This is a genomic window from Thermus sp. KWY1, from assembly GCF_057547025.1.
This window is the reverse complement of the sequence record NZ_BAAJPG010000018.1, coordinates 57,429-78,614: the sequence shown is the minus strand read 5'-3', so window position 1 is coordinate 78,614 and position 21,186 is coordinate 57,429. Positions and strand designations below refer to the sequence as shown.

The 21,186-nt window shown below is 65.5% G+C and carries 21 protein-coding genes and 2 tRNA genes; 15 read left to right on the top strand and 8 right to left on the bottom strand.

Features of this window, described 5'->3' with window-relative positions; all coding sequences use genetic code 11:
* Positions 1–2 precede the first annotated feature (2 nt).
* The 3 genes from AC27GT_RS06020 to fba are packed head-to-tail and all read left to right on the top strand — an operon-like array spanning position 3 to position 2,532.
* Entirely contained in the window at positions 3–950 is a 948-nt protein-coding gene (locus AC27GT_RS06020; RefSeq protein WP_487223708.1) for a phosphoribulokinase, read from the top strand.
* Between the two features lie 9 nt (positions 951–959).
* A complete protein-coding gene (gene rpe, locus AC27GT_RS06015; RefSeq protein ID WP_460361872.1) occupies positions 960–1,628 on the top strand; it encodes a ribulose-phosphate 3-epimerase in 669 nt (222 codons plus the stop codon).
* Positions 1,609–2,532, top strand: coding sequence for a class II fructose-1,6-bisphosphate aldolase (gene fba, locus AC27GT_RS06010; protein ID WP_243029894.1), 924 nt, complete (start codon positions 1,609–1,611; stop codon positions 2,530–2,532). The genes rpe and fba overlap by 20 nt, the downstream gene beginning before the upstream one ends.
* 87 nt (positions 2,533–2,619) lie before the next feature.
* Here the strand turns inward: fba and AC27GT_RS06005 are convergent.
* Positions 2,620–2,696: transfer RNA gene (locus tag AC27GT_RS06005), tRNA-Pro, on the bottom strand.
* Positions 2,697–2,752: 56 nt separating this feature from the next.
* Here AC27GT_RS06005 and AC27GT_RS06000 point away from each other — a divergent pair.
* From AC27GT_RS06000 to AC27GT_RS05980, 5 genes are all read left to right on the top strand, one after another.
* A complete protein-coding gene (locus tag AC27GT_RS06000) occupies positions 2,753–3,070 on the top strand; it encodes a cupin domain-containing protein (protein ID WP_487223707.1) in 318 nt (105 codons plus the stop codon).
* Positions 3,071–3,112: 42 nt separating this feature from the next.
* Entirely contained in the window at positions 3,113–5,275 is a 2,163-nt protein-coding gene (locus tag AC27GT_RS05995) for an ATP-binding protein (protein ID WP_487223706.1), read from the top strand.
* A gap of 76 nt (positions 5,276–5,351) precedes the next feature.
* Positions 5,352–5,714, top strand: a complete 363-nt coding sequence (locus tag AC27GT_RS05990; protein ID WP_487223705.1) for a response regulator transcription factor — start codon at positions 5,352–5,354, stop codon at positions 5,712–5,714.
* Positions 5,698–6,837: a HEAT repeat domain-containing protein gene (locus AC27GT_RS05985; RefSeq protein ID WP_487223704.1), complete on the top strand. Its 1,140-nt coding sequence runs from the start codon at positions 5,698–5,700 to the stop codon at positions 6,835–6,837. Before AC27GT_RS05990 ends, AC27GT_RS05985 begins: the two co-directional genes overlap by 17 nt.
* Positions 6,834–8,240 (top strand): glycosyltransferase family 2 protein, encoded by a 1,407-nt coding sequence (locus AC27GT_RS05980; RefSeq protein WP_487223703.1) that lies wholly within the window; start codon positions 6,834–6,836, stop codon positions 8,238–8,240. Before AC27GT_RS05985 ends, AC27GT_RS05980 begins: the two co-directional genes overlap by 4 nt.
* Here the strand turns inward: AC27GT_RS05980 and AC27GT_RS05975 are convergent.
* Positions 8,226–9,398 carry an MFS transporter gene (locus AC27GT_RS05975; RefSeq protein ID WP_487223702.1) on the bottom strand — a complete coding sequence of 391 codons (1,173 nt, stop codon included), beginning with the start codon at positions 9,396–9,398 and terminating at the stop codon, positions 8,226–8,228. The two genes, AC27GT_RS05980 and AC27GT_RS05975, sit on opposite strands and share 15 nt — an antisense overlap.
* Positions 9,399–9,434: 36 nt before the next feature.
* On the opposite strand from AC27GT_RS05975, the gene AC27GT_RS05970 reads away from it, so the two are divergent.
* From AC27GT_RS05970 to AC27GT_RS05955, 4 genes are read left to right on the top strand one after another with little or no spacing between them, the layout of a single operon-like run.
* A complete protein-coding gene (locus AC27GT_RS05970) occupies positions 9,435–10,289 on the top strand; it encodes an NAD(P)H-dependent flavin oxidoreductase (RefSeq protein WP_038071831.1) in 855 nt (284 codons plus the stop codon).
* Positions 10,290–10,314: 25 nt separating this feature from the next.
* Entirely contained in the window at positions 10,315–12,036 is a 1,722-nt protein-coding gene (locus AC27GT_RS05965) for an FAD-dependent oxidoreductase (RefSeq protein ID WP_487223701.1), read from the top strand.
* Between the two features lie 9 nt (positions 12,037–12,045).
* Entirely contained in the window at positions 12,046–12,540 is a 495-nt protein-coding gene (locus tag AC27GT_RS05960; RefSeq protein WP_267261500.1) for a hypothetical protein, read from the top strand.
* Positions 12,541–12,565: 25 nt separating this feature from the next.
* Entirely contained in the window at positions 12,566–13,204 is a 639-nt protein-coding gene (locus AC27GT_RS05955) for a TetR/AcrR family transcriptional regulator (protein ID WP_015717857.1), read from the top strand.
* Here the strand turns inward: AC27GT_RS05955 and uvrA are convergent.
* Complete coding sequence (gene uvrA, locus AC27GT_RS05950) at positions 13,201–16,059, bottom strand: excinuclease ABC subunit UvrA (RefSeq protein ID WP_487223700.1); 2,859 nt, start codon at positions 16,057–16,059, stop codon at positions 13,201–13,203. The two genes, AC27GT_RS05955 and uvrA, sit on opposite strands and share 4 nt — an antisense overlap.
* Before the next feature lie 75 nt (positions 16,060–16,134).
* Here uvrA and AC27GT_RS05945 point away from each other — a divergent pair, with 75 nt between their 5' ends.
* Positions 16,135–17,166 carry an SIS domain-containing protein gene (locus tag AC27GT_RS05945; protein WP_487223699.1) on the top strand — a complete coding sequence of 344 codons (1,032 nt, stop codon included), beginning with the start codon at positions 16,135–16,137 and terminating at the stop codon, positions 17,164–17,166.
* Here AC27GT_RS05945 and AC27GT_RS05940 read toward each other — a convergent pair.
* Positions 17,163–17,492, bottom strand: coding sequence for a tRNA-binding protein (locus AC27GT_RS05940; RefSeq protein ID WP_054391944.1), 330 nt, complete (start codon positions 17,490–17,492; stop codon positions 17,163–17,165). The genes AC27GT_RS05945 and AC27GT_RS05940 overlap by 4 nt on opposite strands.
* 82 nt (positions 17,493–17,574) lie before the next feature.
* A tRNA-Ile gene (locus tag AC27GT_RS05935) sits at positions 17,575–17,651 on the bottom strand.
* Positions 17,652–17,735: 84 nt separating this feature from the next.
* Between AC27GT_RS05935 and AC27GT_RS05930 the strand changes: the two genes are divergently transcribed.
* Both AC27GT_RS05930 and AC27GT_RS05925 read left to right on the top strand, forming a co-directional pair.
* Positions 17,736–17,927: a YgaP family membrane protein gene (locus AC27GT_RS05930; RefSeq protein WP_487223698.1), complete on the top strand. Its 192-nt coding sequence runs from the start codon at positions 17,736–17,738 to the stop codon at positions 17,925–17,927.
* 72 nt (positions 17,928–17,999) lie between these two features.
* Positions 18,000–18,524: a DUF402 domain-containing protein gene (locus AC27GT_RS05925; RefSeq protein ID WP_487223697.1), complete on the top strand. Its 525-nt coding sequence runs from the start codon at positions 18,000–18,002 to the stop codon at positions 18,522–18,524.
* Here the strand turns inward: AC27GT_RS05925 and AC27GT_RS05920 are convergent.
* From AC27GT_RS05920 to AC27GT_RS05910, 3 genes are all read right to left on the bottom strand, one after another.
* Positions 18,521–19,540, bottom strand: coding sequence for a hypothetical protein (locus AC27GT_RS05920; RefSeq protein ID WP_487223696.1), 1,020 nt, complete (start codon positions 19,538–19,540; stop codon positions 18,521–18,523). The two genes, AC27GT_RS05925 and AC27GT_RS05920, sit on opposite strands and share 4 nt — an antisense overlap.
* A gap of 3 nt (positions 19,541–19,543) precedes the next feature.
* The gene (locus AC27GT_RS05915) at positions 19,544–20,092 is read right to left on the bottom strand and encodes a LabA-like NYN domain-containing protein (protein ID WP_038028539.1); all 549 of its coding nucleotides are present in this window, start codon (positions 20,090–20,092) and stop codon (positions 19,544–19,546) included.
* 68 nt (positions 20,093–20,160) lie between these two features.
* Complete coding sequence (locus AC27GT_RS05910; protein ID WP_487223695.1) at positions 20,161–21,168, bottom strand: NAD(P)/FAD-dependent oxidoreductase; 1,008 nt, start codon at positions 21,166–21,168, stop codon at positions 20,161–20,163.
* Positions 21,169–21,186: the final 18 nt, after the last annotated feature.

Below are 21,186 nucleotides of genomic sequence, written 5' to 3'. Positions count from 1 at the left end.
TCATGTTAGGGATTGCCGGAGACTCCGGGGCGGGGAAGACCACCATCTCTGCGGGGATCGCCCGGCTCTTGGGGGTGGAGCGCACCACGAACATCTGCGTGGACGACTACCACAAGTACGACCGCAAGCAGCGCAAGGAGCTGGGCATCACCCCCTTGAACCCGGAGTGCAACTACATGGACATCATGGAGCAGCACGTGAGGCTTCTTGCCGAGGGGGAACCCATCCTGAAGCCGGTGTACAACCACTCCACGGGTACCTTTGACCCGCCGGTATACATCCCTGCCCCCCGGGCGGTGGAGGAGGAGGGCCGGCTCATCCCCCGGGTGGTGGTCCTGGAAGGGCTCCTTACCCTTTTTTCCCCGGCCTTGAGGAGCCGCTACCACCTCACCGTTTACCTGGACCCCGAGGAGGAACTCAGGCGGGAGTGGAAGGTGAAGCGGGATGTGGCCAAGCGGGGCTACACCCCGGAGGAGGTCATCGCCGACATCGAAAGGCGCATGCCCGACTCCCGGGCCTTTATCTGGCCGCAGAAGGAGCATGCGGACATCATCGTGCGCTTCTACCGGCCCGCTGGCTACGATCCGGAAAACCCCAGCACCCTGAACGTGAGGATCACCCTCAAGCACACCCTGCCCCGCCTGGATCTTTCCGAGGTGCTCCACTCCGCCTACGAGGACGAGGCCCTGATCCGCCTGGAAACCCGGAAGGAGGCGGACATCCTGGACATCACGGGCAACGTGACCCCCGAGCAGGCCCAGGCCTTTGAGCGCATCATCTGGGACCATCTGGGCCACCACGCCCAGCACTTCGACCCCAGCCTGGTGGGTACCTTCTGGGATAAGGCGGGGCAGAGCTATCCCCTGGCCCTGACCCAGCTCATCATCGCCTACTATCTGGTTAAGATGCGGGAGCTGGCCATCGAGCGGGGGCACCTGCGGGTGGCCTAGGGGGAAAGGATGCTCAAGTTTGCGCCCTCCATCCTCACGGCGGACCTGGCGAGGCTGAAGGACCAGATCGAGGAAGCCGAGGCGGCAGGGGTGGACTGGATCCACCTGGACGTGATGGATGGGGTGTTCGTTCCCAACCTTACCTTCGGGCCCCTTTTGGTGGAGGCGGTGCGGCGGGTGACCTCCCTGCCCCTGGACGTGCACCTGATGATCGTGCAGCCGGAGAGGTACCTGGAGGACTTCGCCCGTGCCGGGGCTGATGTGATCACCGTCCACTTCGAGGCCACCCCGCACGCCCACCGGGCGGTGCAGAAGGTGAAGGAGCTGGGGAAGAAGGCGGGGCTTGCCATCAACCCCGCCACGCCCCTCGAGGCCTTTGAGCCCCTGTTGCCCGAGCTGGACCTGGCCCTCCTCATGAGCGTGAACCCGGGGTTTGGAGGGCAGAAATACATTCCCACCTCCACGGGAAGGCTTCGCCGCCTTAAAGAGATGCGGGATAGGCTGAACCCCTCCTGCCTCATTGAGGTGGATGGGGGCGTGAACCGGGATACCGTGGCCGAGGTGTACCGGGCGGGTGCGGACGTGGCCGTGGCGGGAAGCGCTCTTTTCAATGGGCGGCCTGTGGCTGATAACCTTAAGGAGCTAAAGGAGGTGCTTTATGCCCTTGGCGATAGGTAAGGAGGTTTTGGACAAGGCGCGGCGCGAAGGCTATGCGGTTCCCAGCTTCAACACCAACAACCTGGAGATCACCCAGGCCATCCTCGAGGTGGCCGACGAGCTAAGGGCCCCGGTCTTCATCCAGGTTTCCGACGGGGCCAGGAAGTACGCTGGGATGGAGAACCTGGCCAACCTGGTGAAGGACATGGCCAGCCGCACCAAGGTGCCCGTGGTCCTCCACCTGGACCACGGGGCCGACTTCAAGATGGTGATGCAGGCCCTGAGGGCGGGCTTTACCAGCGTGATGATCGATGCCAGCCACCATCCCTTTGAGGAGAACGTGGCCGAGACCAAGAAGGTGGTGGAGGCGGCCCATGCGGTGGGGGTGAGCGTGGAGGCGGAGCTAGGCCGGCTTCAGGGCATAGAGGACAACATCCAGGTGTCGGAGGCGGAGGCCTTCCTCACCGACCCCGAGGAGGCGGAGCGCTTCGTGGCGGAAACGGGGATCGACTACCTGGCCATCGCCATCGGCACCAGCCACGGGGCCTACAAGGGGAAGGGCCGGCCCTACATCGACCACAAGCGCCTCGAGGAGATCAGCAAACGGGTTTCCATCCCCCTGGTGCTCCACGGGGCGAGCGGGGTTCCCACCTGGCTTAAGGAGAAGCTCTTGGCCACGGGGGCCGAGCTCAAGGAGGCCACGGGCATCCACGACGAGGACATCAAAAAGGCCATTCCCAACGGCATCGCCAAGATCAACATCGACACCGACCTGCGCCTGGCCATGACCCTGGGGATCCGCGAGGTGGTGGTGGGGAACCCCAAGGAGTTCGACCCCCGCAAGATCATCGGGAAGGGCCGGGACTACCTCAAGCAGGTGATCCGGGAGAAGTTTGAGCTGATGGGGACCGTGGGCCGGGCCTAAGCCACCCCACCCTGGCTGTGCCAGGGTGGGGACCCCGGACCGCCAGGGACGTCAAAGGCAAAACCCCGCCCGTGTGGGCGGGGGTTTTGGTCGGGGAGGCCGGATTTGAACCGACGACCACACGCACCCCAAGCGTGTGCGCTACCAGGCTGCGCTACTCCCCGGCGCGCAAAGGTTAGTCTAGTGCGCCGCCTCGTTCCCGTCAAGTAGACTTGAGGGCATGGAGATCAAGGACCTGAAGAGTCTGGTTGAGTACAACCCGGAAAAGATGGCGAAAATCCCCGTCTTTTCCTCGGACAAGATGTTTTTTGACCTCTACGCCCTTCTTCCGGGCCAGGCCCAGAAGGTGCACGCCCACGAGGGCTCCGATAAGGTGTACTACGTTCTGGAGGGCGAGGTGGTGGTGCGCATCGGGGATGAGGAGGCCCTTTTGGTCCCGGGGATGGCGGCTTTGGCCCGTTCGGGGGAGGCCCACGGGGTGCGGAACGAGTCGGCGAACCCCGCCCTTCTCCTGGTGGTGATGGCCCCAAGGCCCTAACCTTTCACAGGGTTTTCAAGGCCCTGGAGTAGGCTTATCCAGATGCTCAAAGCCCTGCCCGCGGACCTGGGGTTTTTGGCGGAGGTCCTCCGCCGCTACCCGGTGCGGGTCCTATTCCGGGGGGAGATCCTTCCCGAAGGCCCCTTGAGGGGGGAGAAGCTTTGGGAGGAGGGCGAGATCGCCCTCTACTGGGAGGGGCCACCCCCCTCGCAAGAGGTCAGGGAGGCGCTTCGGCTTCTCCTTAAGGTCTTCCGGGAGGTTTTGGAGCTTAGGGAGAGGGAACTGGCCCTCCTGAAAAGCCAGGAGGAAACCTCGAGGCTCCTCGGCCTTCTCCTCCACGAGATCAAAAACCCCCTCATGAGCGTTCTCGGGGCCCTCGAGCTCACCCTGGAGGTGGAGGGCCTGCCGGAGGAGGCCAAGGAGCTTCTTTCCATCGCCGAGAAGAGTGCCCGGCGCATCCAGGATCTCCTCAACAAGGCCCGGGAGTACCTGCGCCTGGGCCAGGGGGTTCGGCTGAAAAGCGAGCGGGTGGACCTGAAGGCCCTCCTTCTCCAGGTGGCGGAGGAGATGCGTCCCCTGGCCCGAAGGAAGGGCATCGCCCTGCGCCTGATCCTGCCCAAGCGGGAGGCCTGGGTCTACGGGGACCGGGAGTGGCTGTACCAGGCGGTGCTCAACGTGGTCAACAACGCCGTCAAGTACACCCCGGAAGGGGGGCGGGTGGCGGTGCGCCTTCTGGTGGGCCCGGAGCAGTACGGCATTGCGGTTTCCGACACGGGCCCCGGCATCCCCAAGGAGGAGCAGGAAAGGGTCTTTGAACCCTTCTACCGGGCCTCCACCCGGGGGGAGGTGGAGGGGACGGGGCTTGGGCTTGCCCTGGTGAAGCGGGTCCTCGAGGCCCACGGGGGCGAGGTGCGCCTGAGAAGCCGTCTCGGCCAGGGAAGCACCTTCCTTCTCCTCTTGCCCAGGCCCCGCCCGGGCCAGAGGGCCCCGGTGGGAAGGCTTCTTCTCCTCATGGTGGCCCTGATCGCCTTGGCCCGGCTGCCCATCTTCCCTGCTCCCTTGGGTTCCAAGGCCTTCGGGGAGGTGCCGGCGGGGGAGGTGGTGCGGCTTCCCGGGCTGGAGCTGGCCTTTAGCCCCGAGGCTAAAGGGGAAGCCCGGCGCTGGCGGAGCCTTTGGGGTGGGGGGAATAGGGTGCAGGTGAGCCTGGAAGGAGGAGGGGTGGAGGCCGTGCGGGAAAAACCCCTGCCCCTGACCCTTTCCACCCCGGAGGGCCAGGTGCGGCCCACCGGGACCCACCTCCGTCTTTCCCGGGAAGGCGGGGCCCGGCTTTCCCTGTACCGGGGGAAGGTGGCCTTGGGGCAGGAGACCCTTCCTGCTGGGGAAGGGGCGGTCTTGGGCAAGGGGGTGAGGCGGAAGCTTCTTGCTGCCCCCTTGGTGCGCCCGGTGCCGGGTCCTGAGGGGGAGGTGGTCTTCCGCCTCCTGGGCCCTGAGGGGACCCGGGCTTTCCGGGTGGAGGTGCGGAGCGGGGAAAAGGTGGTCCTTTCCGCCAAGGTGGAGGGCAACCTGTTCCGCTACCTGCCCCAGGCGGACCGCCTGAGCCAGGTGCGGGCCATGGCCTTGGATGAAGTGGGCCTCGAGGGCTACCCCTCGGACCCGGTGCCCTTCCGGGAGCGGAAAAGCTTCTACGAGGGCAGGAAGCGGCTTCCCCAGGACCCAGCCGGAGCGGAAACCTTCTTGCGCCGGGCGGTGTCCGCTTTCCCGGATGATGCGGAGGCCTTGGGCGAGCTGGCCTTCGCCCTTTACCTGCAGGGGCGCCACGGCGAGGCCAAGCCCCTTTACGAGAAGGCTCTGGCCCTCCTGGACAGCCCCGACATCCGGGTCCGCTACGCCAGGCTTCTTTACCACATGAAACGCTACGGGGAGGCGGAGGCCAGCTACCGCCTGGTTCTGGCCGGGGACCCGGGGAACCTGGATGCCCGCTGGGGGCTTGCTGAGGTGGTCCTGGCCCTGGGGCGGGCCAAGGAGGCGGAGCTCCTTGCCCGGCAGGTCCTGGCGGTGGCGCCCTCTTACCCCCTGGCCCGGTTTACCCTGGCCAAGGCCCTGTTGGAGCAGGGGAAGGTGGAGGAGGCCAAAGCGCTTCTTGCGGAGGAGTTGAAGCGGAACCCCGACCCGGAGGTAAAGGCCTTGCTGGAGGGACTTCCCTAATCTTCTTCTCCGGCCTTGGCCCTGAGAACCGCCTGGGCTTCGGTGCGTGCTGGGGTGGGGTATTTAGAATGGAGGCGTGGCCCGCGTCTTGGTGGTGGAGGACGATCCTACCGTGGCCAGGGTCCTGGAGCTGGCCCTAAGGCGGGAGGGGTACCAGTTCCAGCTGGCCCGGGATTACCCCACTGCAAGAGCAGCCCTGGCCCAGGACTGGGATGCCATCATCCTGGATATCAACCTGCCCGGCGGCTCGGGCCTGGATCTTTTGCGCTACCTGCGACGGGAGTTAAGGAGGAATACCCCCGTTTTGGTCCTTTCCGGCCTGAAGCAGGAGCGGAGCGTGGCCGAGGCTCAGGCCCTGGGGGCCCAGGAGTACCTCACCAAGCCCTTCAGCCCCGGGGAGCTGGTGAAGCGCTTGGAGCGCTATGTGGCGGCGCGGTGAGCGGCTTTATGCCCTCCTGGTGGTTCTGGTGGTGCTCCTGGAGGCCCTGGCCCTTGGGGGCCTGGTGGTGGCCTTCTCGGGGCGGATTTTTAACCTCCTCGGCTCCCCGGTGGCCTACCGGGCCCTGTTCCAGGCCCTGGTCCTTACGGGGCTGGCCCTCACTTCCCTTTCCGCTTACATCCTGCTCTACCACGCCTACACCGCCAGCAAGGAGCGTTTGGACCGCAAGGCTTACGAGGACTGGCTGGCCCGGTTCACCGAGGCCCTCTTCAACGAGGAGCCGCCCCCGCCTCCTCCCTGGCCCCGCCCGGCCCTCGAGGCCCTTTTGAACCTCCGGGAGATGCTCAAGGGGGAGTTCTCCGAGCGGATAGCCGACTGGCTCCGCCAGGTTTATCCCCACTGGATCCGCCTTCTGAAAAGCCGGTGGGCCTCCCGGCCTGCCCGGCTGGAGGCTTTGGATGCCCTGGCCCAGGCCCGTTTGCCGGAAACCCTGGAGGCCATCCTCCCCTATCTTTCCCATCGGGATCCCGTGCTGCGCCTGGGGGCGGCCCGGGCAGGGGCCCGGGTGGCCCGGGGTGAGGGGCTTGGACGGCTGGCGGCGGCTCTCCTGGAGGCGGGCCTGCCCCGCGGGGCCCTCCTGGAGGTGCTCCTCCTTCTGGAGGAACGGGCGACGCCTGTGGTGGAGGCCTTCCTCTCCCGGGGTGGAAGGGAAGAGGTGTGGGCGGCTTTAGAGGCCATCGGCCGGCTTAAGCTTGTGGCGTTGGCGGAGAGGGTGCTTCCCTTTTTGGATCATCCGGATCCGGAGCTTAAGGCTGCCGCCATGCGGGCCCTTTACCGAATGCGCTACCCACCCAAGGGGTACGAGGGGCTTTTGCTGGCGGCCTTGAAGGACGAGCAGGAGTTCTTGCGGGCCCACGCCGCCCGGCTCATGGCCCTTCTCGGGAACGAGCTGGCCCAGCGGGCTTTGTGGAAGGCGCTTTCCGACCCTTCCTTTTACGTGCGCCGGGCGGCGGCGGAAGGGCTTTTGCTGATGAATAGGGGATTCCTGGCCCGGGCGGCGGAGGGCCACCCCGACCCCTTTGGCCGGGCCATGGCCCAGCAGGTGTTGCGGGAGGCGGCGTGAACCTTCTCCTGGACTTTTTGTTCCTGTACCAGGTGGTGATCCTGTGGTATTTCGCCCTCCTGAACCTCTTTTATGCCCTCTTCGCCTTCTTCGGCCTAGGGATGGTGGCCCGCTACGCCCGGGAGCTTTCCGAGCTCTCCCTGAAGGACCTTTTGGAACGGGAGGCTTACCTGCCCGTGTCCATCCTGGTGCCCACCTACAACGAGGAGAAGACCATTGCCCACTCGGTGCGCTCCTTTTTGAGCCTGCACTACCCGGAGTTTGAGGTGATCGTGGTGGCGGATGGGCCCAAGGACCGGACCCTCGAGGTGCTCAAGGAGGCCTTCCGCCTGGTGGAGGTGGAATGGGTCTACCGCCGGGCGCTTCTCACCAAGCCCGTGCGGGCGGTCTACCGCTCCCTGGTCTACCCCAACCTCATCGTGGTGGACAAGGAGAATGGGGGCAAGGCAGACGCCCTAAACGCCGGGCTCAACCTGGCCCGCTACCCCCTCTTCTGCGCCGTGGATGCGGATAGCCTCCTGGATGCCCAGGCCCTCCTTCGGGCGAGCCGGCTTTTCCTGGAGGATGACCGCGTCCTGGCCGTGGGGGGGACCATACGGCCCCTAAACGGGGCGGTGGTGCGGGAAGGGGTGGTGGAGGCCCTGCACCTTCCCCGGGGGTTTCTGGAGAAGATGCAAATCGTGGAGTACGCCCGGGCCTTTTTCATGGGCCGGGCGGGCTGGAGCGCCATGGGAGCCCTGCTCATCATCTCGGGAGCCTTTGGCCTTTTCCGCCGGGAGGAGGCCCTGAGGGTTGGGGGGTACCGCACGGACACCGTGGGGGAGGACATGGAGCTGGTGGTGCGCCTCCACCGCCGGGCCCGGGAGGAGGGGCGGGAGTACCGCATCGTGTACACCCCGGATCCCATCTGCTACACCGAGGTGCCCGCGGACTGGGCCACCCTTAGGAAGCAACGGAACCGCTGGCACCGGGGGCTATGGGAGGTGCTCTGGAACCACCGGGTGATGCTCTTCAACCCCCGCTATGGCCGGCTCGGCCTTCTGGCCATGCCCTATTTCGTCCTCTTCGAGGCCCTGGCCCCGGTGGTGGAGGTTTTGGGGTATGTGCTTTTCCCGGTTTTCTACCTCCTCGGCCTTTTCAATGCGGAGTTTGCCTTCCTCTTCTTTCTCCTGGCCGTGGCCTACGGAGTGCTTCTTTCCCAGCTGGCGGTGGGCATGGAGACCTTGCTTCTCAAGCGCTATCCCCGGCTAAGGGACCGCCTGGCGCTCCTTCTTTTGGCGATCCTCGAGGGCCTGGGCTACCGCCAGATCCTGGCCTGGGAGCGTTTTCTCGCCACCTTCCAGGTCTGGCGGAAACGGGGGGTCTGGGGGGAGATGCGGCGCAAGGGGTTAGAGTCTGCGTAAGCGGAGGGCCACCCCGAGGCGCAAGGCTAGGGAAAGGAGGATGGGGAAGTGGTAAGGGCTTGGCCCCAGGCCCAGGCTGGCGGCGCTTCCCGCCAGCAGGCTTCCCAAAAGCCCTCCCAGGCCCAGGGCCAGCCAGAAGAGGACCAGGTAGCCGTTTCGGGCTTCCCTGGGGGCGTGGGCCAAGGCCGCATTGGCCAGGGCGGTTCCGAGACCGCTCCAGGCCAGGGCATCGGCAAGGGCGGAAAGCCATATGGGCCAGGGAAAGGCCCTGGACCCCGAAAGCCAGAGGAGGGGCATCAAGGCTGCCACCATTGCCGTGCGGAAGAGGACGGCCTTGTGACCTTCCCGGTCCGCCATCCGGCCCCACATGGGTCCGAAGAGGAGGCCGCTTGAGGCGGAGATCACCGTCCAAAGACCCACCTCGGTCATGGAGAGGCCACCCACCTGTACGAAGTAGGGGATGACGTAGGGTCCTCCCACCATGACCGCCCCGTACCAGAGAAAAACCAGGCCCAGGTAGCGCCGGTAGGCCAGGTCCTGCCAGGCGATCCCGAGAGCCTTTCGGGCGGGAGGGGCGGGGGATTCCGAAGGCTCGCTTTGGAGGCGGAGAAGCAAGACGGAAAGAAGCCCGGCCCCCACCCCCAGAAGGAGAACAACCTGGTAGCCCAGGGGTGAAGGAAGGCGGTCGGCCACCATACCCCCCATGAGGTTCCCCAGGGTGCCCACCAGGCCCAAGAGGGCGTTTCTGAAGCCGAAGTAGCGTCCCCGCCTTTCCTCGGCCACCAGGTCCGCCATCCAGGAGAGCCAGAGGACCCCCACCGGGGCAGCCAGAAGCTGGGAGAGGCCGGCAAAAAGAAGAAGGGTGGGCACCCTCAAGCCTTCCGGCAAAAAGGCGGCCAGGGCAGCGGGCAGGAAGAGCATCCGGGCCAAAAAGTTGAGCCGCACCGCCAGGGCCTTGCGGCTTCCCCTCAGGGAAAGGGCCAGGGGGGCTAGGAGCTGGGCCAGGAAGGGAAGGGCTCCCAGAAGGGCCAGGGCCTGGGGGGAAGCGCCCAGGGCCAGGGCATACCCGGTGACGATCACCCCCGTGCTCCAGTTGAGGAAGAGGATGGCCAAGACGCCTTCCCATATGGAGAGTTTTAGGGAGCGCTCCGGTTCCACCCCATGATTATCCTTGAACCCGGTAAAATCTCCCCCATGGAGACCGCCATCACCCGCATGCTGGGTATCCGTTATCCCATCGTGGCCGCCCCCATGTTCCTGGTTTCCGGGGCCAGGCTCCTTCAGGCGGTGGCCGAGGCGGGGGCCATCGGGGTCATCCCCAGCCTCAACTTCCGCACTCACGCTGGCTTTCGGGAGTTTTTGGAGACCTTTCCCCCAGGGCTTCCCTTCGGGGTGAACCTCATCCTTAAGGACAATCCCCGCCTCGAGGAGGACCTGGAGGCGGTGGCCGAGCGAAGGGTGCCTTTGGTGGTCACCTCCTTGGGGGACCCCACCCGGGTGGTGGAGCGGGTCAAGGCCTATGGCGGCGTGGTCTGGTGCGATGTGGTGGGTTTAAGGCACGGGAGAAAGGCGGTGGAGGCTGGGGCCGACGCCCTGGTGGCGGTGGCCGCTGGGGCTGGGGGGCATGCCGGGATGGTGAGCCCCTTTGTCCTCGGGCCCTGGCTTAGGGAGGAACTCGGGGTGCCCGTGCTCATCGCCGGGGGCATCGCCACGGGAAGGCAGCTCCTCGCCGCCTTGGCCCTGGGGGATGCTGCCTATATCGGCACCCGCTTCATCGCCACCCTGGAGTCCGAGGCTCCCCTGGAGTACAAGGAAGCCCTTTTGAGGGCCACTCCTGAGGACATCCAGTACACCCCGGAGGTTACCGGGGTGCCCGCCAACTTCCTCCGGGAATCCCTGGAGCGCTTCCGCCAGGGTGGGGGCAAGGCCTGGAAGGAAGTTTATTCCGCCGGGCACGGGGTGGCCTTCATCCGGGATCTCCCTTCCGCCAAGGAGGTGGTGGCCCGGCTGGTGGCCGAGTACCAGGAAGCCAAGCAAAGCCTGCCCTGATTCCATATCGGGGGTTTTCGCCAAGATGCTTACCGCCTTGCGCATCTTCTTTCCCTTTATCCTCTCCCTGGGCTTGACCTACGCCCAGTACGACCTGGTGGTTTACGGGGCCACTCCCCAAGGGGTGACGGCAGCTGTGGCCGCAGCCCAGGAGGGCCTTAGGGTCCTCCTCCTGGAACCCGGGCGGGGGGTAGGAGGGGTTCTCACCCAAGGGTGGCTGGCCACCCTGGACCTGGCCAAGGACCGGGAGGGTCTCCTCCAGGGAGGGCTTTTTCGTGACTTCTACCGCCGTATCGGGCAGGAGGCTTCCTTTGATGTGAAGCGGGCGGAGGAAGCCCTGTGGGCCATGCTCCGGGAGGCGGGGGTGGAGGTCCGGTTGCAGGTGCCCCTGGACCGGGTGGAGGTGGAGGCGAGCCGCCTGACCCTGGTGGCGATCCCTGAGGGCCCCGTTCAGGCTCCCTACTTCGTGGATGCCACCGATACCGCGGAACTCGCCTTTCGCGCTGGGGCCAGCTTCACCCAGGGGAGGGAGGACACGGGTCTGGACCAGCGGAGCATGGCGGCCACCTTGGTCTTCCGGTTGGAGGGGGTTCCCTGGGGTGCCGTCTTTCTGGCCCTCAACTACGAGGGCCAGGTGCAGCGTACGGGGGCAGGGGCCTGGGGGAGGAGCGGCTGGGGTTTTGCAGGCCTGGTGCGGGGTTACCTCCCCTCCGATCCCAGCCGCTACGCCCTCCGGGGCTTGAACCTGGCCCGTCAGGACGACGGGAGCCTGCTGGTCAACGCCCTTCTCCTCTTCGGGGTGGAGGGGGCGGATCCTTTGAGCCTGGAGCGCATGCGCCTGGAAGCGGCCCTCGAGGCCGAGCGGGTGGTGGCCTACCTGCGGGAGAAGGATCCCCTCCTCTTTGGCACCGCCCGCCTGGCCGGGGTGGCCCCTAGCCTCTATGTCCGGGAAAGCCGCCACCTGAAGGCCCTTTACCGCTTGAAGGCTGATGAGGTCCTCCTGGGCCGGACCTTTCCTGACGCCGTGGCCCTGGGGGGGTACCCCTTGGACGGCCAGGCCTACTTCCCGGGGGAAACCCCTTACCTTTTGGGTACCCCGGCGCCCTACGGGGTGCCCTTCCGGAGCCTGGTGCCCCAGGAGTTGAGAAACCTCCTGGTGGTTTCCCAGGCGGCAGGGTTTGACAGCGTGGCCGCCTTTTCCGCCCGGGTGGTTCCCTTGCAGATGGCCTTGGGGGAGGCGGCAGGGGTGGCGGTGGCCCTCCTTCGGCGGGCGCCGCAAGCAGGGCTTATGAAGGTGCCCCTGGCGGATTTTCACGAGTTGGCCGCAAGCGGGCAGGCCCTCGAGGCGCTGCGCAAGCGGCTTGCCCAAAGGGGGGCTAGGTTTTCCTCCCCGGAGGGAGGCCGGGTGGAGGCGGAAAGGCCAGGGTACCGGGAGGCGGTGGCCCTCCTGAGGCGGGGGCTCTTCGCCGGACCCTACTACCTGAAAGGCTCCTTGGGCCTTTCCGAACCCATTCTCCTGGGGGACTTCTTGGCCAACCTGGAGCACTACTACCGGGCGAAGGGGCCTGAGGAGCGCCTTAGAGTGGTGCTGAAGGCCAGGGAGCTTTTCCGGGAGGAACTGCAAAAGCCCTTGAAGCGGTTCACCCTGAACCAGCTCCTGCAGGCGCTGGGGGAGGGCAAGCTTTCGGGTGCCGATCCCGTGACCCGGGGGGAGGCGGCCCTTCTCCTCTACCGGCTTCTGCCATAATGGTCTAAAGTGCTAGCCATCTTGCTCCTCCCCGAGTTCTCCGAGCTGGAGGCGGCCCTAGCCCTCGAGGCGGCCAAGCGCCTGGGGCTTCCCGCCTATACGGTGGCCAAGGGCCGCAAGGGAACCCCGGCCCTGGCGGGCTCCATCTGGACCCCCACCTACGCCTTCCCCGCGGCCCCGCCCCCGGAAGCCCTCCTCATCCCCGGGGCCAAAAGGCCAGGCCGGATGGCCCGGGATCCCTCCTATGTGGCCTTCGTGGAGGAGGTATGGGAGGGGTTAGAGGCAGTGTTTCTGGGCTTCAACGCCCATCTCTTCCTGGCCGAGGTGGGCAGGCTTCCTTCCCGGGTGGCGGCCCCAGGGGAGGTGGCCCAGGCCTTGGCCAAGCAGGGCTACCAGGTGGCGGATGGTTCCTTCCACCGGGAGGCCAAGGTCTATACCACCCTGGGGGGGTTATCCCTGCTTAAGGCTTTAGAGGATTGGGCGCAAAAAGCGATTGAACTTTAAGTTTATACGGTAGTACACTACCCCCATGACCGTGAGGGAGTATCAGAAAAAGCGGCGCCGGGAGCGCATCTTCCAGGCAGCCATGGCCCTTTTCCGTCAGCAGGGTTTCCGGGAAACCACCGCCACCGATATCGCCAAGGCCGCCCACGTGTCCCGGGGTACCTTCTTCAACTACTACCCCTATAAGGAAGCCGTGCTCCTGGAATACGGGAGCCTGCTTCTTGCAGACCTCAGAGAGGAGGTAAGGCGGCGCCTGGCCCAGAAAGAGGATCCCATGGCCCTCCTCCGCTTCCTCTTCCAGAGGCTTGCCGCCTTTACCCAGGCGGAGAAGGACCTTCTTTTGCCCCTTCTCTACGAGCTTTTAAACCCCGATCCCGTCCGGGCCAAGGCCGCCTTCCTGGCCCTGCCTTTAGGGGACTTGATCGCCGAGGTCCTGAAGCCCTTGCGGGAAAAGGGGGTGGTGCGGCAGGACCTTTCCCTGGAGCGCATGGGCCGCACCTTGGCCGACCTTTACTTCCTCGCCGCCTTGCGCTGGGCGGCCTATACCCCTAACCGGGATTTCGGGGAGGAGGTGGAGAAATCCCTGTCCTTGGCCCTGGAAGGGATTCTGGCCCGGAGCCAGCCCGCCCAGGTTTCCAGGAAATCCGCCAAAGCCAAGGCTTAGTCCGCGGCCACCTTCAGCCGCTCGGCGATCTCGGGGATTCTGGCCAAAAAGACCCCTGTGGGGCTACCCGTGAGGGCCACCTCCTCCGGGGTACCCTCGGCCACGATCTCCCCGCCCCGGTCGCCCCCCTCGGGGCCCAGGTCAATCACCCAGTCTGCGGTCTTCACCACATCCAGGTTGTGCTCGATGACCACCACGGTGTTGCCGGCGTCCACCAGGCGATGGAGCACGTTGAGAAGCTTGGCCACGTCGTCAAAGTGAAGGCCGGTGGTGGGCTCGTCCAGGATGTAAAGGGTGCGGCCCGTGGCCTTGCGGCCCAGCTCCGTGGCCAGCTTGATCCTCTGGGCCTCGCCCCCGGAAAGGGTGGGGGAGGGCTGGCCCAGGCGCATGTAGCCCAGGCCCACGTCCACCATGAGCTGGAGCTTGCGGGCGATGGTGGGAACGTTCTGGAAAAACTCCAGGGCTTCCTCGGCGGTCATGTCCAGGACGTCGGCGATGCTCTTGCCCCTTAGCTTCACCTCGAGGGTCTCCTTGTTGTAGCGCTTGCCCTTGCACACCTCGCAGGGCACGTAGAGGTCGGGCAAAAAGAGCATCTCGATCTTCACCGTGCCGTCGCCCCCGCAGGCCTCGCACCGCCCCCCCTTCACGTTGAAGGAGAAGCGACCCGGGCCATACCCCCTCTTCCTGGCCTCCGGGGTCTTGGCAAAGAGGTCGCGGATCTCGTCAAAGATCCCGGTGTAGGTGGCGGGGTTGGAGCGAGGGGTGCGGCCGATGGGGGACTGGTCGATCTCGATCACTTTGTCCAGGTGCTCCACTCCCTCCAGGGATTCGTAGGCTCCAGGGGTGGTCTTGGCCCGCATGAGCTTTTGGGCCAAGGCGGCGTAGAGGACATCGTGGATCAGGGTGCTCTTTCCCGAACCGGAGGGCCCGGTCACCGCCACGAAGCGGCCCAAGGGGATTTTCAAGGTGATGTTTTTCAGGTTGTGCTCCCGGGCCCCCTTGAGCACCAGCCACTTGCCGTTCCCCTTCCTGCGCTCCCTGGGCACGGGGATTCGCTTTTCCCCCCTTAAGTAGGCCCCGGTAAGGCTCTCCTTGCTTTTAAGGATCTCCTCCAGGGGTCCTTGGGCCACCACCTCTCCTCCGTGGATGCCGGCCCCCGGTCCCATGTCCACGATCCAGTCCGCGGCCCGCATGGTTTCCTCGTCGTGTTCCACCACGATCAGGGTGTTTCCAAGCCCCTGGAGGCGCTTCAGGGTCTGGATGAGGCGCTGGTTGTCCCTGGGGTGGAGGCCGATGCTGGGCTCGTCCAGCACGTAAAGCACCCCGGTGAGGCCGCTTCCCACCTGGGTGGCCAGGCGAATCCGCTGGGCCTCCCCTCCGGAGAGGGTGTTGGCGGCTCGGTCCAGGGTGAGGTAGTCCAGCCCCACCCCCACCAGGAAGCCCAGCCTCTCCACGATCTCCCGCAGGATGGGGCGGGCGATCTGGGCCTGGAAGGGGGAGAGATAGGCCTCGAGGTTCCGGAAAAACTCCAGGGCCTCGCGAACGGGCAGGGCCGAAACCTCGGCGATGTTCTTGTCCGCCACCCTTACGGAGAGCACTTCCTTCTTGTAGCGGGTGCCGCCGCACACCGGGCAGGGCTTCTGCGACATGAAGCCTTCCAGCACCTCCTTGACCCCTTCGGACTCCGCCTCCTGGTACCGCTTCTGCAGCCAGGGGATGACCCCCTCGTAGTGGACCTCCACCCGGAAGGTTTCCTTGCCTCCCCGGCGGAAGACCACCTCAAAGGGCTCGGGAAGGCCGTAGAGCACGGCCTGCTGGGCCTCCTCCGGCAGGTCCTTGAAGGGGGTTTTGAGGTCGAAGCCCATGTGTTCTGCCAAGGCCCGAAGCCGGTCCCAGAGGTAGCTTCGCCCCGTGTCCCGCCCCCGGGCCCAGGGCAGGATGGCCCCCTCGGCCAGGGAGAGCTCGGGGTTCACGATGAGCTCAGGGTCAAACTCCTGCTTGTAACCCAGACCCGAGCAGGCAGGGCAGGCCCCATAGGGGGCGTTGAAGGAGAAGATGCGGGGCTCGAGCTCCTCCAGGACGCTTCCGTGCTCGGGACAGGCGAACTTCTCGGAGAAAAGCTCCTCCTGGCCGGAATCCGGGTAAAAGACCCGCATGAGTCCCTCGCCCCTAAGGAGGGCGAGCTCCACTGCCTCGGCGATGCGGGGGCGTTCCTCCTCCTTAAGGACCACCCGGTCGATCACCAGGTCAATGTCGTGCTTCTCGTACTTTTCCAGGTTTAGGTTCTGGGCCTCCTCCAGGAGATAGATGACCCCATCCACCCGCACCCGGGCGTAGCCTTCCTTCATGAGTTGCTGGAAAAGCTTGCGGTACTCCCCCTTCCTCCCCCGCACCAAGGGAGCCATGAGGATGGCCCGGGTGCCCGGGGGGTTCTTCAGGAGGCGGTCGGTGATCTCGCTGGCGGATTGCTTCTCAATGGGGCGGCCGCACTCCGGGCAGTAGGCGGTGCCGATGCGGGCATAGAGGAGGCGGAGGTAGTCGTGGATTTCCGTTACTGTGCCCACGGTGGAGCGGGGGTTGTGGCTGGTGGTTTTCTGGTCGATGGAGATGGCGGGGGAGAGGCCCTCGATGCTTTCCACCTCGGGCTTGTCCATGACCCCCAGGAACTGGCGGGCGTAGCTGGAGAGGCTTTCCACGTAGCGCCGCTGCCCCTCTGCGTAGATGGTGTCAAAGGCCAGGGTGCTCTTGCCCGAGCCGGAAACCCCGGTGATGACGATGAACTTGCCCCGCGGGAGCTCCAGGCTGATGTTCTTGAGGTTGTGCTCCCGTGCCCCCCGGATGACGATGCGGTCCATCCGTGGAAGTATACCACTACCTTCTGGGAAGGACCAGGTGACAGGAGGGGGCTTCCCGTGCCCTATAGTGAACCTATGGCCTCTTGGATGCGTACCGAGGCGGAGGAAGCCCCCAAGGTCATGGAGCGCCTCCTTAGGGAGAACGAGGGCGAGGTGAGGAGCCTGGCCCGCTTCCTGAGGAAGCGCCCCCCGGCCCTCACCCTTACCGTGGCCCGGGGGAGTTCCGACCATGCGGCCCTTTTTGCCAAGTACCTCCTCGAGGCCCGATTGGAGTGGCCGGTTCTCTCCTTGGCCCCTTCCGTCCTCACCCTTTACCGGGCTAGGCCCAAGGTGCCTTTTCCCTCCCTTCTTCTCGCCTTTAGCCAAAGCGGGGAAAGCCCCGACCTTTTGGAGGCGGTAAGCGCCTACCGCTCCCAGGGAGCCCTCACCGTGGCCCTGGTGAACCGGGAGGAGAGCCCCCTGGCCCGGATGGCGGAGGTGGTCCTTCCCCTCCATGCCGGGGAGGAGAAGGCGGTGGCCGCCACCAAGAGCTTCCTGGCCATGCTGGCCGCCACCCTCCATCTCCTGGCCCACCTGGTGGAGGAATCCCGCCTGCGCCAGGTCCTTCCCGGCTTACCCGAGGCCTTGAACCGGGCCTTGGAGGCCTCGGGGGAGCTGGATTACCTGGAGGATGCGGAAAACCTTTTCGTCCTGGGGCGGGGGTTCACGTACCCCGTGGCCCTCGAGGCGGCCTTGAAGCTGAAGGAGGTGGCGGGGCTTCATGCGGAGGGGTTTTCGGCGGCGGAGTTCCTCCACGGTCCCCAGGCCCTTTTGGAGGCTGGCTTTCCGGTGCTGGCCTTGGTGCAAAAGGATGAGGCCTTGGAGGCCCTTCTTTCCACCCTGGAAGGGTTAAAGGCGAAAGGGGCTCATCTTCTCGTTCTCTCCCCGGAGCCCGATGCCCTGGCCCTGGCGGATTCTCCCCTGGCGCTTCCCGTGGCCTCCGAGCCCGAGATCACGCCTCTTTTCCTGGCCCAGGCCTTTTATCCCAAGGCGGAGGCCCTGTCCCGGGCCCGGGGCCTGGATCCGGACCGGCCCCGGCACCTCACCAAGGTGACCCGGACCCGCTAGAAGACCCTTTCCCCCAGGGGTACCTCCCGCTCCGCGGTGAGGAGGACCACCCGGCCCTCCGCATCCTTAGCCCCCAGGACCAGCACCTCGGAGGGGAAGCCTGCGATGGAGCGGGTTCCCAGGTTCACCGCGCACACCACCAGGCGGCCCACCAAGTCCTCGGGGCGGTAAAGCTCGGTAATCTGGGCGGAACTCTGTTTGACCCCTAAGGGCCCGAGGTCGATCCAGAGCTTGTAGCTGGGTTTGCGGGCTTTCTCGTGGGGTTCGGCCTTCAAGATGCGGCCGATGCGCAGATCCAGGATTTGAAAGGCTTGCAGGGCCTCCATGGCTAGATTCTGCCAGAGGAAGGGGCTGGTACAAACACGTTTCCCGCCTCTTGAGGAGGCGGGACTTTTGCAGATAGGGCGCTGGTGGGCCGTGCAGGACTTGAACCTGCAACCAACCGGTTATGAGCCGGCCGCTCTGACCGATTGAGCTAACGGCCCATGCCAAGGGCTTATTTTAGCACAAGGGAGGACTAAGGCCAAACGTCCCGCCCGCTATGTATACACTAAAGGAGGAGGTGAGCCATGACGGTAAACGAGAGCACCACCGATAGGGTGATTCGCTTTATCCTGGCCCTGGTCCTCTTCTACATCGCTTTCCAGTCGGCATCTCCCTGGAACTGGATCCTGGGGATCGTGGGGGTGGTCCTCCTCTTCACGGCGGTCACCGGCTTCTGCGCCATCTACAAGGTCCTGGGCATCAGCACCAAGAAGTAGACCGGCTTTGCCCAGCCCTGGACCCCAGGTGAGCTGGGGCGTTGTCTGGCTGAAGGCCGGGCCGGTGGGGATATGGATTGGCCGCTTGCCCCTGGGGATCATGTCCGGGTGGAGTTTTGGAAGTTTCCCGGGGATGTGCTCCACTACTTCTGGGAAGCCCGGGTGGTGGAGGTGAGACCTGAAGGCGTCCTGACCCTTTTGCCACAGGGCGGGATCTTTCACCACGTGGCCAAGGGGAAGGCGGTGGTGCTGGACCACGATGCCTATGTGGCCTTTTTCCCTGGGGCCTGGTACTCCGGGGGGCCGGATGTGAGGGAGGGCCGGGTGCTGGAGTATTACTGGAACGTGCAGACCCCGGCGGAGTGGACGGGAAGGGGTTTTCGCCAGTACGACCTCGAGCTGGACGTGCGTTGCCAGGCCGACCATACCTGCCAGGTCTTTGACCAGGAGGAGTTTTGGGCCAAGCGCTCCCTTTACCCCAGGCTTTGGGTGGAGGAGGCGGAAAAGGCGGTGGAGGCCATCCTTCACCACATGCGGCAGGGAAGGTGGCCGGTGCTGCCTCCCGGGGAGCCCCTTCCCTGGATGGAACGGATCTAGGGCGTGAGGGTGGGGAGGGAAGAGGGAGCGGGATCCTGTGCTCCAGACCCCCAGGCTTTAACGGGAATAAGGATGCGCCCCTCGAGGTGCCAGCGTCCTTCCAGGACCACCTGGTAGAGGAGGCCTTTGAAAAAGCCGTGGAAGCTATCCTCCCAGGTTTCCAGGTTCTGGGCCCGCAAGGGGTAGTTGTGCCAGGCGGGGCCCAGGTAGTAGAGCCAGGGGTCATCCAGAAGGCGGGTATCCCGTGGAGGGAGGCCGAGGAGGGCGTTGAAGTAGCCTCTAAGCCGGCTTGCGGTGAAGAGGAGGTTGAGGTAGGGATCCTCGAGGGCCTTCCTGGCCTCGGTCTCGGTCTTGGGGAAGGGTCTTGCTGGATCCCAGGCCCCGAAGAGTCGCAGGCGGTCCTGTTGCTTGAGGGCATCCTCCCAGCTCATCTGGGCCAGGCCCAGGGTGCGGCTCAAGGGGGCGTGGCCTTGGACCTCGGCCAGACCTTGGGCTAAGCCGTCCGCCGCTTCCCGCACCCCCCGGGAAAGCCCCAAGGCCTTGTCCCCCCCGTACTGCTCGTTATCCACAATGGCGGCCAGCACCCCATAAGGAATGCCGAGGGCGGAGGCGGCGGCGCGGATCTCCCGGGCGTAGGGAAGTACATGGTGGGGGGCGGTGGGCAGGCCCTCGAGGTCCACCTTCTGGCTCCGCTTGGCCTGGCCGATGGCCTCCACCCAGCGCTTGGCCGCCAGGAGGGCACTTTTGGCTTCGGGGTATGCGGCGCGCTTGCCGGAGCGCTGGTTTTTGAGCTCGAGGCGCAAGAGGCGGTCGTAGGCCCGGGCCACTTTCTCCCCTAAAAGCAGGTGCAGGCTGGCCTTCAAGCTCAGGTGGAGGCTCACCCAAGCCTCCCGCTCTTCCCTTGGGTAGGGGAGAAGATCCCTGAGGCTTGGGGAGGGGGGTAGGGTAGGGGGGATGGGAAGGGCCAGGTAGAAAAGGCCCGCTGCCAGCAGCACCAGCCAGGGGCCCGGGGGCATAGATCAGGACTGGGTGTCTTCCACCGGGGCGGGGGGCACCTCCACCGTGGCCTCCACGGGGTAGCCCGCGTAGGTGCGGCGGCCCCCCAGGGTTCTCTCCAGCACCTCCCGCCACTCGGGGAGGTTCAGGAAGCGGTCCGCCTGGTTGCGGAGCTCGAGGTCCGCCAGCTCGTGCACGCCAAGGAGGTGGATCTCCTTCCCCATGGCCCTCAGGGCGCTGAAGGTGTGGGCCAGTTCCCCCGAACCGCTGGCCACGATGGCCCGGTCCCAGCGGGGGGCGGTGGTGAGGAGGTCCGTGGCCATCATGGCCTCAAACCGGGCTTCTCCCCGGACCAAGCGGCTTCGCACCGTGTAGCCCATGAAGACCAAGGCGTCGATGAAGCGCTGCTGACGCTCGTCCTCGGGATCGGTGATGGGCACGTAGTAGAAGGCGTTGTAAAGCTGCTCCGGGGTGGCGAACTGGGTCAGGACCCGGCGGTGGTCCACGTTCCAACCCAGGCGCTTGGTGGCCAGGTACATGTAGGATCCGTCAATGAAAAGGGCAACCCGCATATGCCCCCATCTTAGGACAAAGCCAGGCCCCGGGCTACCCCGGGGCCCGTGAGTAGCGGGGCGGAATCTCAGGCCGGGGCTTTCTCCTCGGCCTTTTCCGAAGAGTGGCCGGGGTTCACCTTGAGGGCGGGGTTGGCGTAGGCGGCGGCGTGGTTGGCGGCGATGGCGGCTTCGCCGAAACCCAGCACGATTAGGGGAAGCTTCCCCGGGTAGGTGACGATGTCGCCGCAGGCGTAGACCCCGGGGATGCTGGTGGCCATGGTGGTGTCCACCTTGATCCTGTTCTTTTCCAGCTCCAGCCCCCAGTTGGCCAGGGGCCCCAGCTTGGTGAGGTAGCCCGCCAGGATCAGCACAGCGTCCACCTCTAGCTCCTTTTCCTCCTGGGTTCCGTTGTGGAAGATCACCGCCTTGCGCACCTGGGTATCCCCTTCAATCCGCCGGACCTCGTAGGGGGTGAGCACGGTAAGGCGCCCTTCCTCATGGGCTTTGAAAAGCTCCTTCACGCTGGCCTCGTGGGCCCGGAACTGGGGCCTCCTGTGGATCAGGGTGATCTCCTTAGCGGTGCCCAGAAGGTTCAGGGCCCAGTCCACGGCGCTATCCCCACCTCCCACGATGAGGACCCGCTTGCCCTGGAACTCGGCCTTGGTCTTCACCGCATAGTAAACGCCCTTGCCCTCCAGCTCCTTTTCCCCCGGGGCACCCAGGCGCCTGGGCTCAAAGGCACCCACTCCGGCGGCAATGATTACCGCCTTTGCGGTGTAGGTGTTCCCGGAGGAGGTGGTCACCTTGAAGTGGTCCCCTTCTCTCTCCAGGGTTTCCGCCCGCTCCCCCAGGCTGTAAATGGGGTTGAAGGGAGCCACCTGCTCCACCAAGCCCTTCACTAGGTCCTTGGCGTACACCTTGGGAAAGCCCGCCACGTCGTAGATGTATTTCTCCGGATACAAAGCGGAAAGCTGTCCCCCTGGCTCGGGCAAGGGGTCGATGAAGCGGAAGGAAAGCCCTCGCATGCCCACGTAAAAACCCGCAAAAAGCCCAGCGGGGCCCGCACCAATGATGATCACGTCGGTGTGCTCCATGGTCTCACCTCGCCCTGC

Coding starts and splice junctions, on each gene's coding strand:
- AC27GT_RS05910 (WP_487223695.1), bottom strand. CDS start 21,168: ATGGAGCACACCGACGTGATCATCATTGGTGCGGGCCCCGCTGGGCTT.
- AC27GT_RS05940 (WP_054391944.1), bottom strand. CDS start 17,492: ATGGAGGCCCTGCAAGCCTTTCAAATCCTGGATCTGCGCATCGGCCGC.
- AC27GT_RS05985 (WP_487223704.1), top strand. CDS start 5,698: ATGTGGCGGCGCGGTGAGCGGCTTTATGCCCTCCTGGTGGTTCTGGTG.
- AC27GT_RS05995 (WP_487223706.1), top strand. CDS start 3,113: ATGCTCAAAGCCCTGCCCGCGGACCTGGGGTTTTTGGCGGAGGTCCTC.
- fba (WP_243029894.1), top strand. CDS start 1,609: ATGCCCTTGGCGATAGGTAAGGAGGTTTTGGACAAGGCGCGGCGCGAA.
- AC27GT_RS05925 (WP_487223697.1), top strand. CDS start 18,000: ATGGATTGGCCGCTTGCCCCTGGGGATCATGTCCGGGTGGAGTTTTGG.
- AC27GT_RS05915 (WP_038028539.1), bottom strand. CDS start 20,092: ATGCGGGTTGCCCTTTTCATTGACGGATCCTACATGTACCTGGCCACC.
- AC27GT_RS05970 (WP_038071831.1), top strand. CDS start 9,435: ATGGAGACCGCCATCACCCGCATGCTGGGTATCCGTTATCCCATCGTG.
- AC27GT_RS05920 (WP_487223696.1), bottom strand. CDS start 19,540: ATGCCCCCGGGCCCCTGGCTGGTGCTGCTGGCAGCGGGCCTTTTCTAC.
- AC27GT_RS05945 (WP_487223699.1), top strand. CDS start 16,135: ATGGCCTCTTGGATGCGTACCGAGGCGGAGGAAGCCCCCAAGGTCATG.
- AC27GT_RS06020 (WP_487223708.1), top strand. CDS start 3: ATGTTAGGGATTGCCGGAGACTCCGGGGCGGGGAAGACCACCATCTCT.
- AC27GT_RS05955 (WP_015717857.1), top strand. CDS start 12,566: ATGACCGTGAGGGAGTATCAGAAAAAGCGGCGCCGGGAGCGCATCTTC.
- AC27GT_RS05930 (WP_487223698.1), top strand. CDS start 17,736: ATGACGGTAAACGAGAGCACCACCGATAGGGTGATTCGCTTTATCCTG.
- AC27GT_RS05965 (WP_487223701.1), top strand. CDS start 10,315: ATGCTTACCGCCTTGCGCATCTTCTTTCCCTTTATCCTCTCCCTGGGC.
- rpe (WP_460361872.1), top strand. CDS start 960: ATGCTCAAGTTTGCGCCCTCCATCCTCACGGCGGACCTGGCGAGGCTG.
- AC27GT_RS06000 (WP_487223707.1), top strand. CDS start 2,753: ATGGAGATCAAGGACCTGAAGAGTCTGGTTGAGTACAACCCGGAAAAG.
- uvrA (WP_487223700.1), bottom strand. CDS start 16,059: ATGGACCGCATCGTCATCCGGGGGGCACGGGAGCACAACCTCAAGAAC.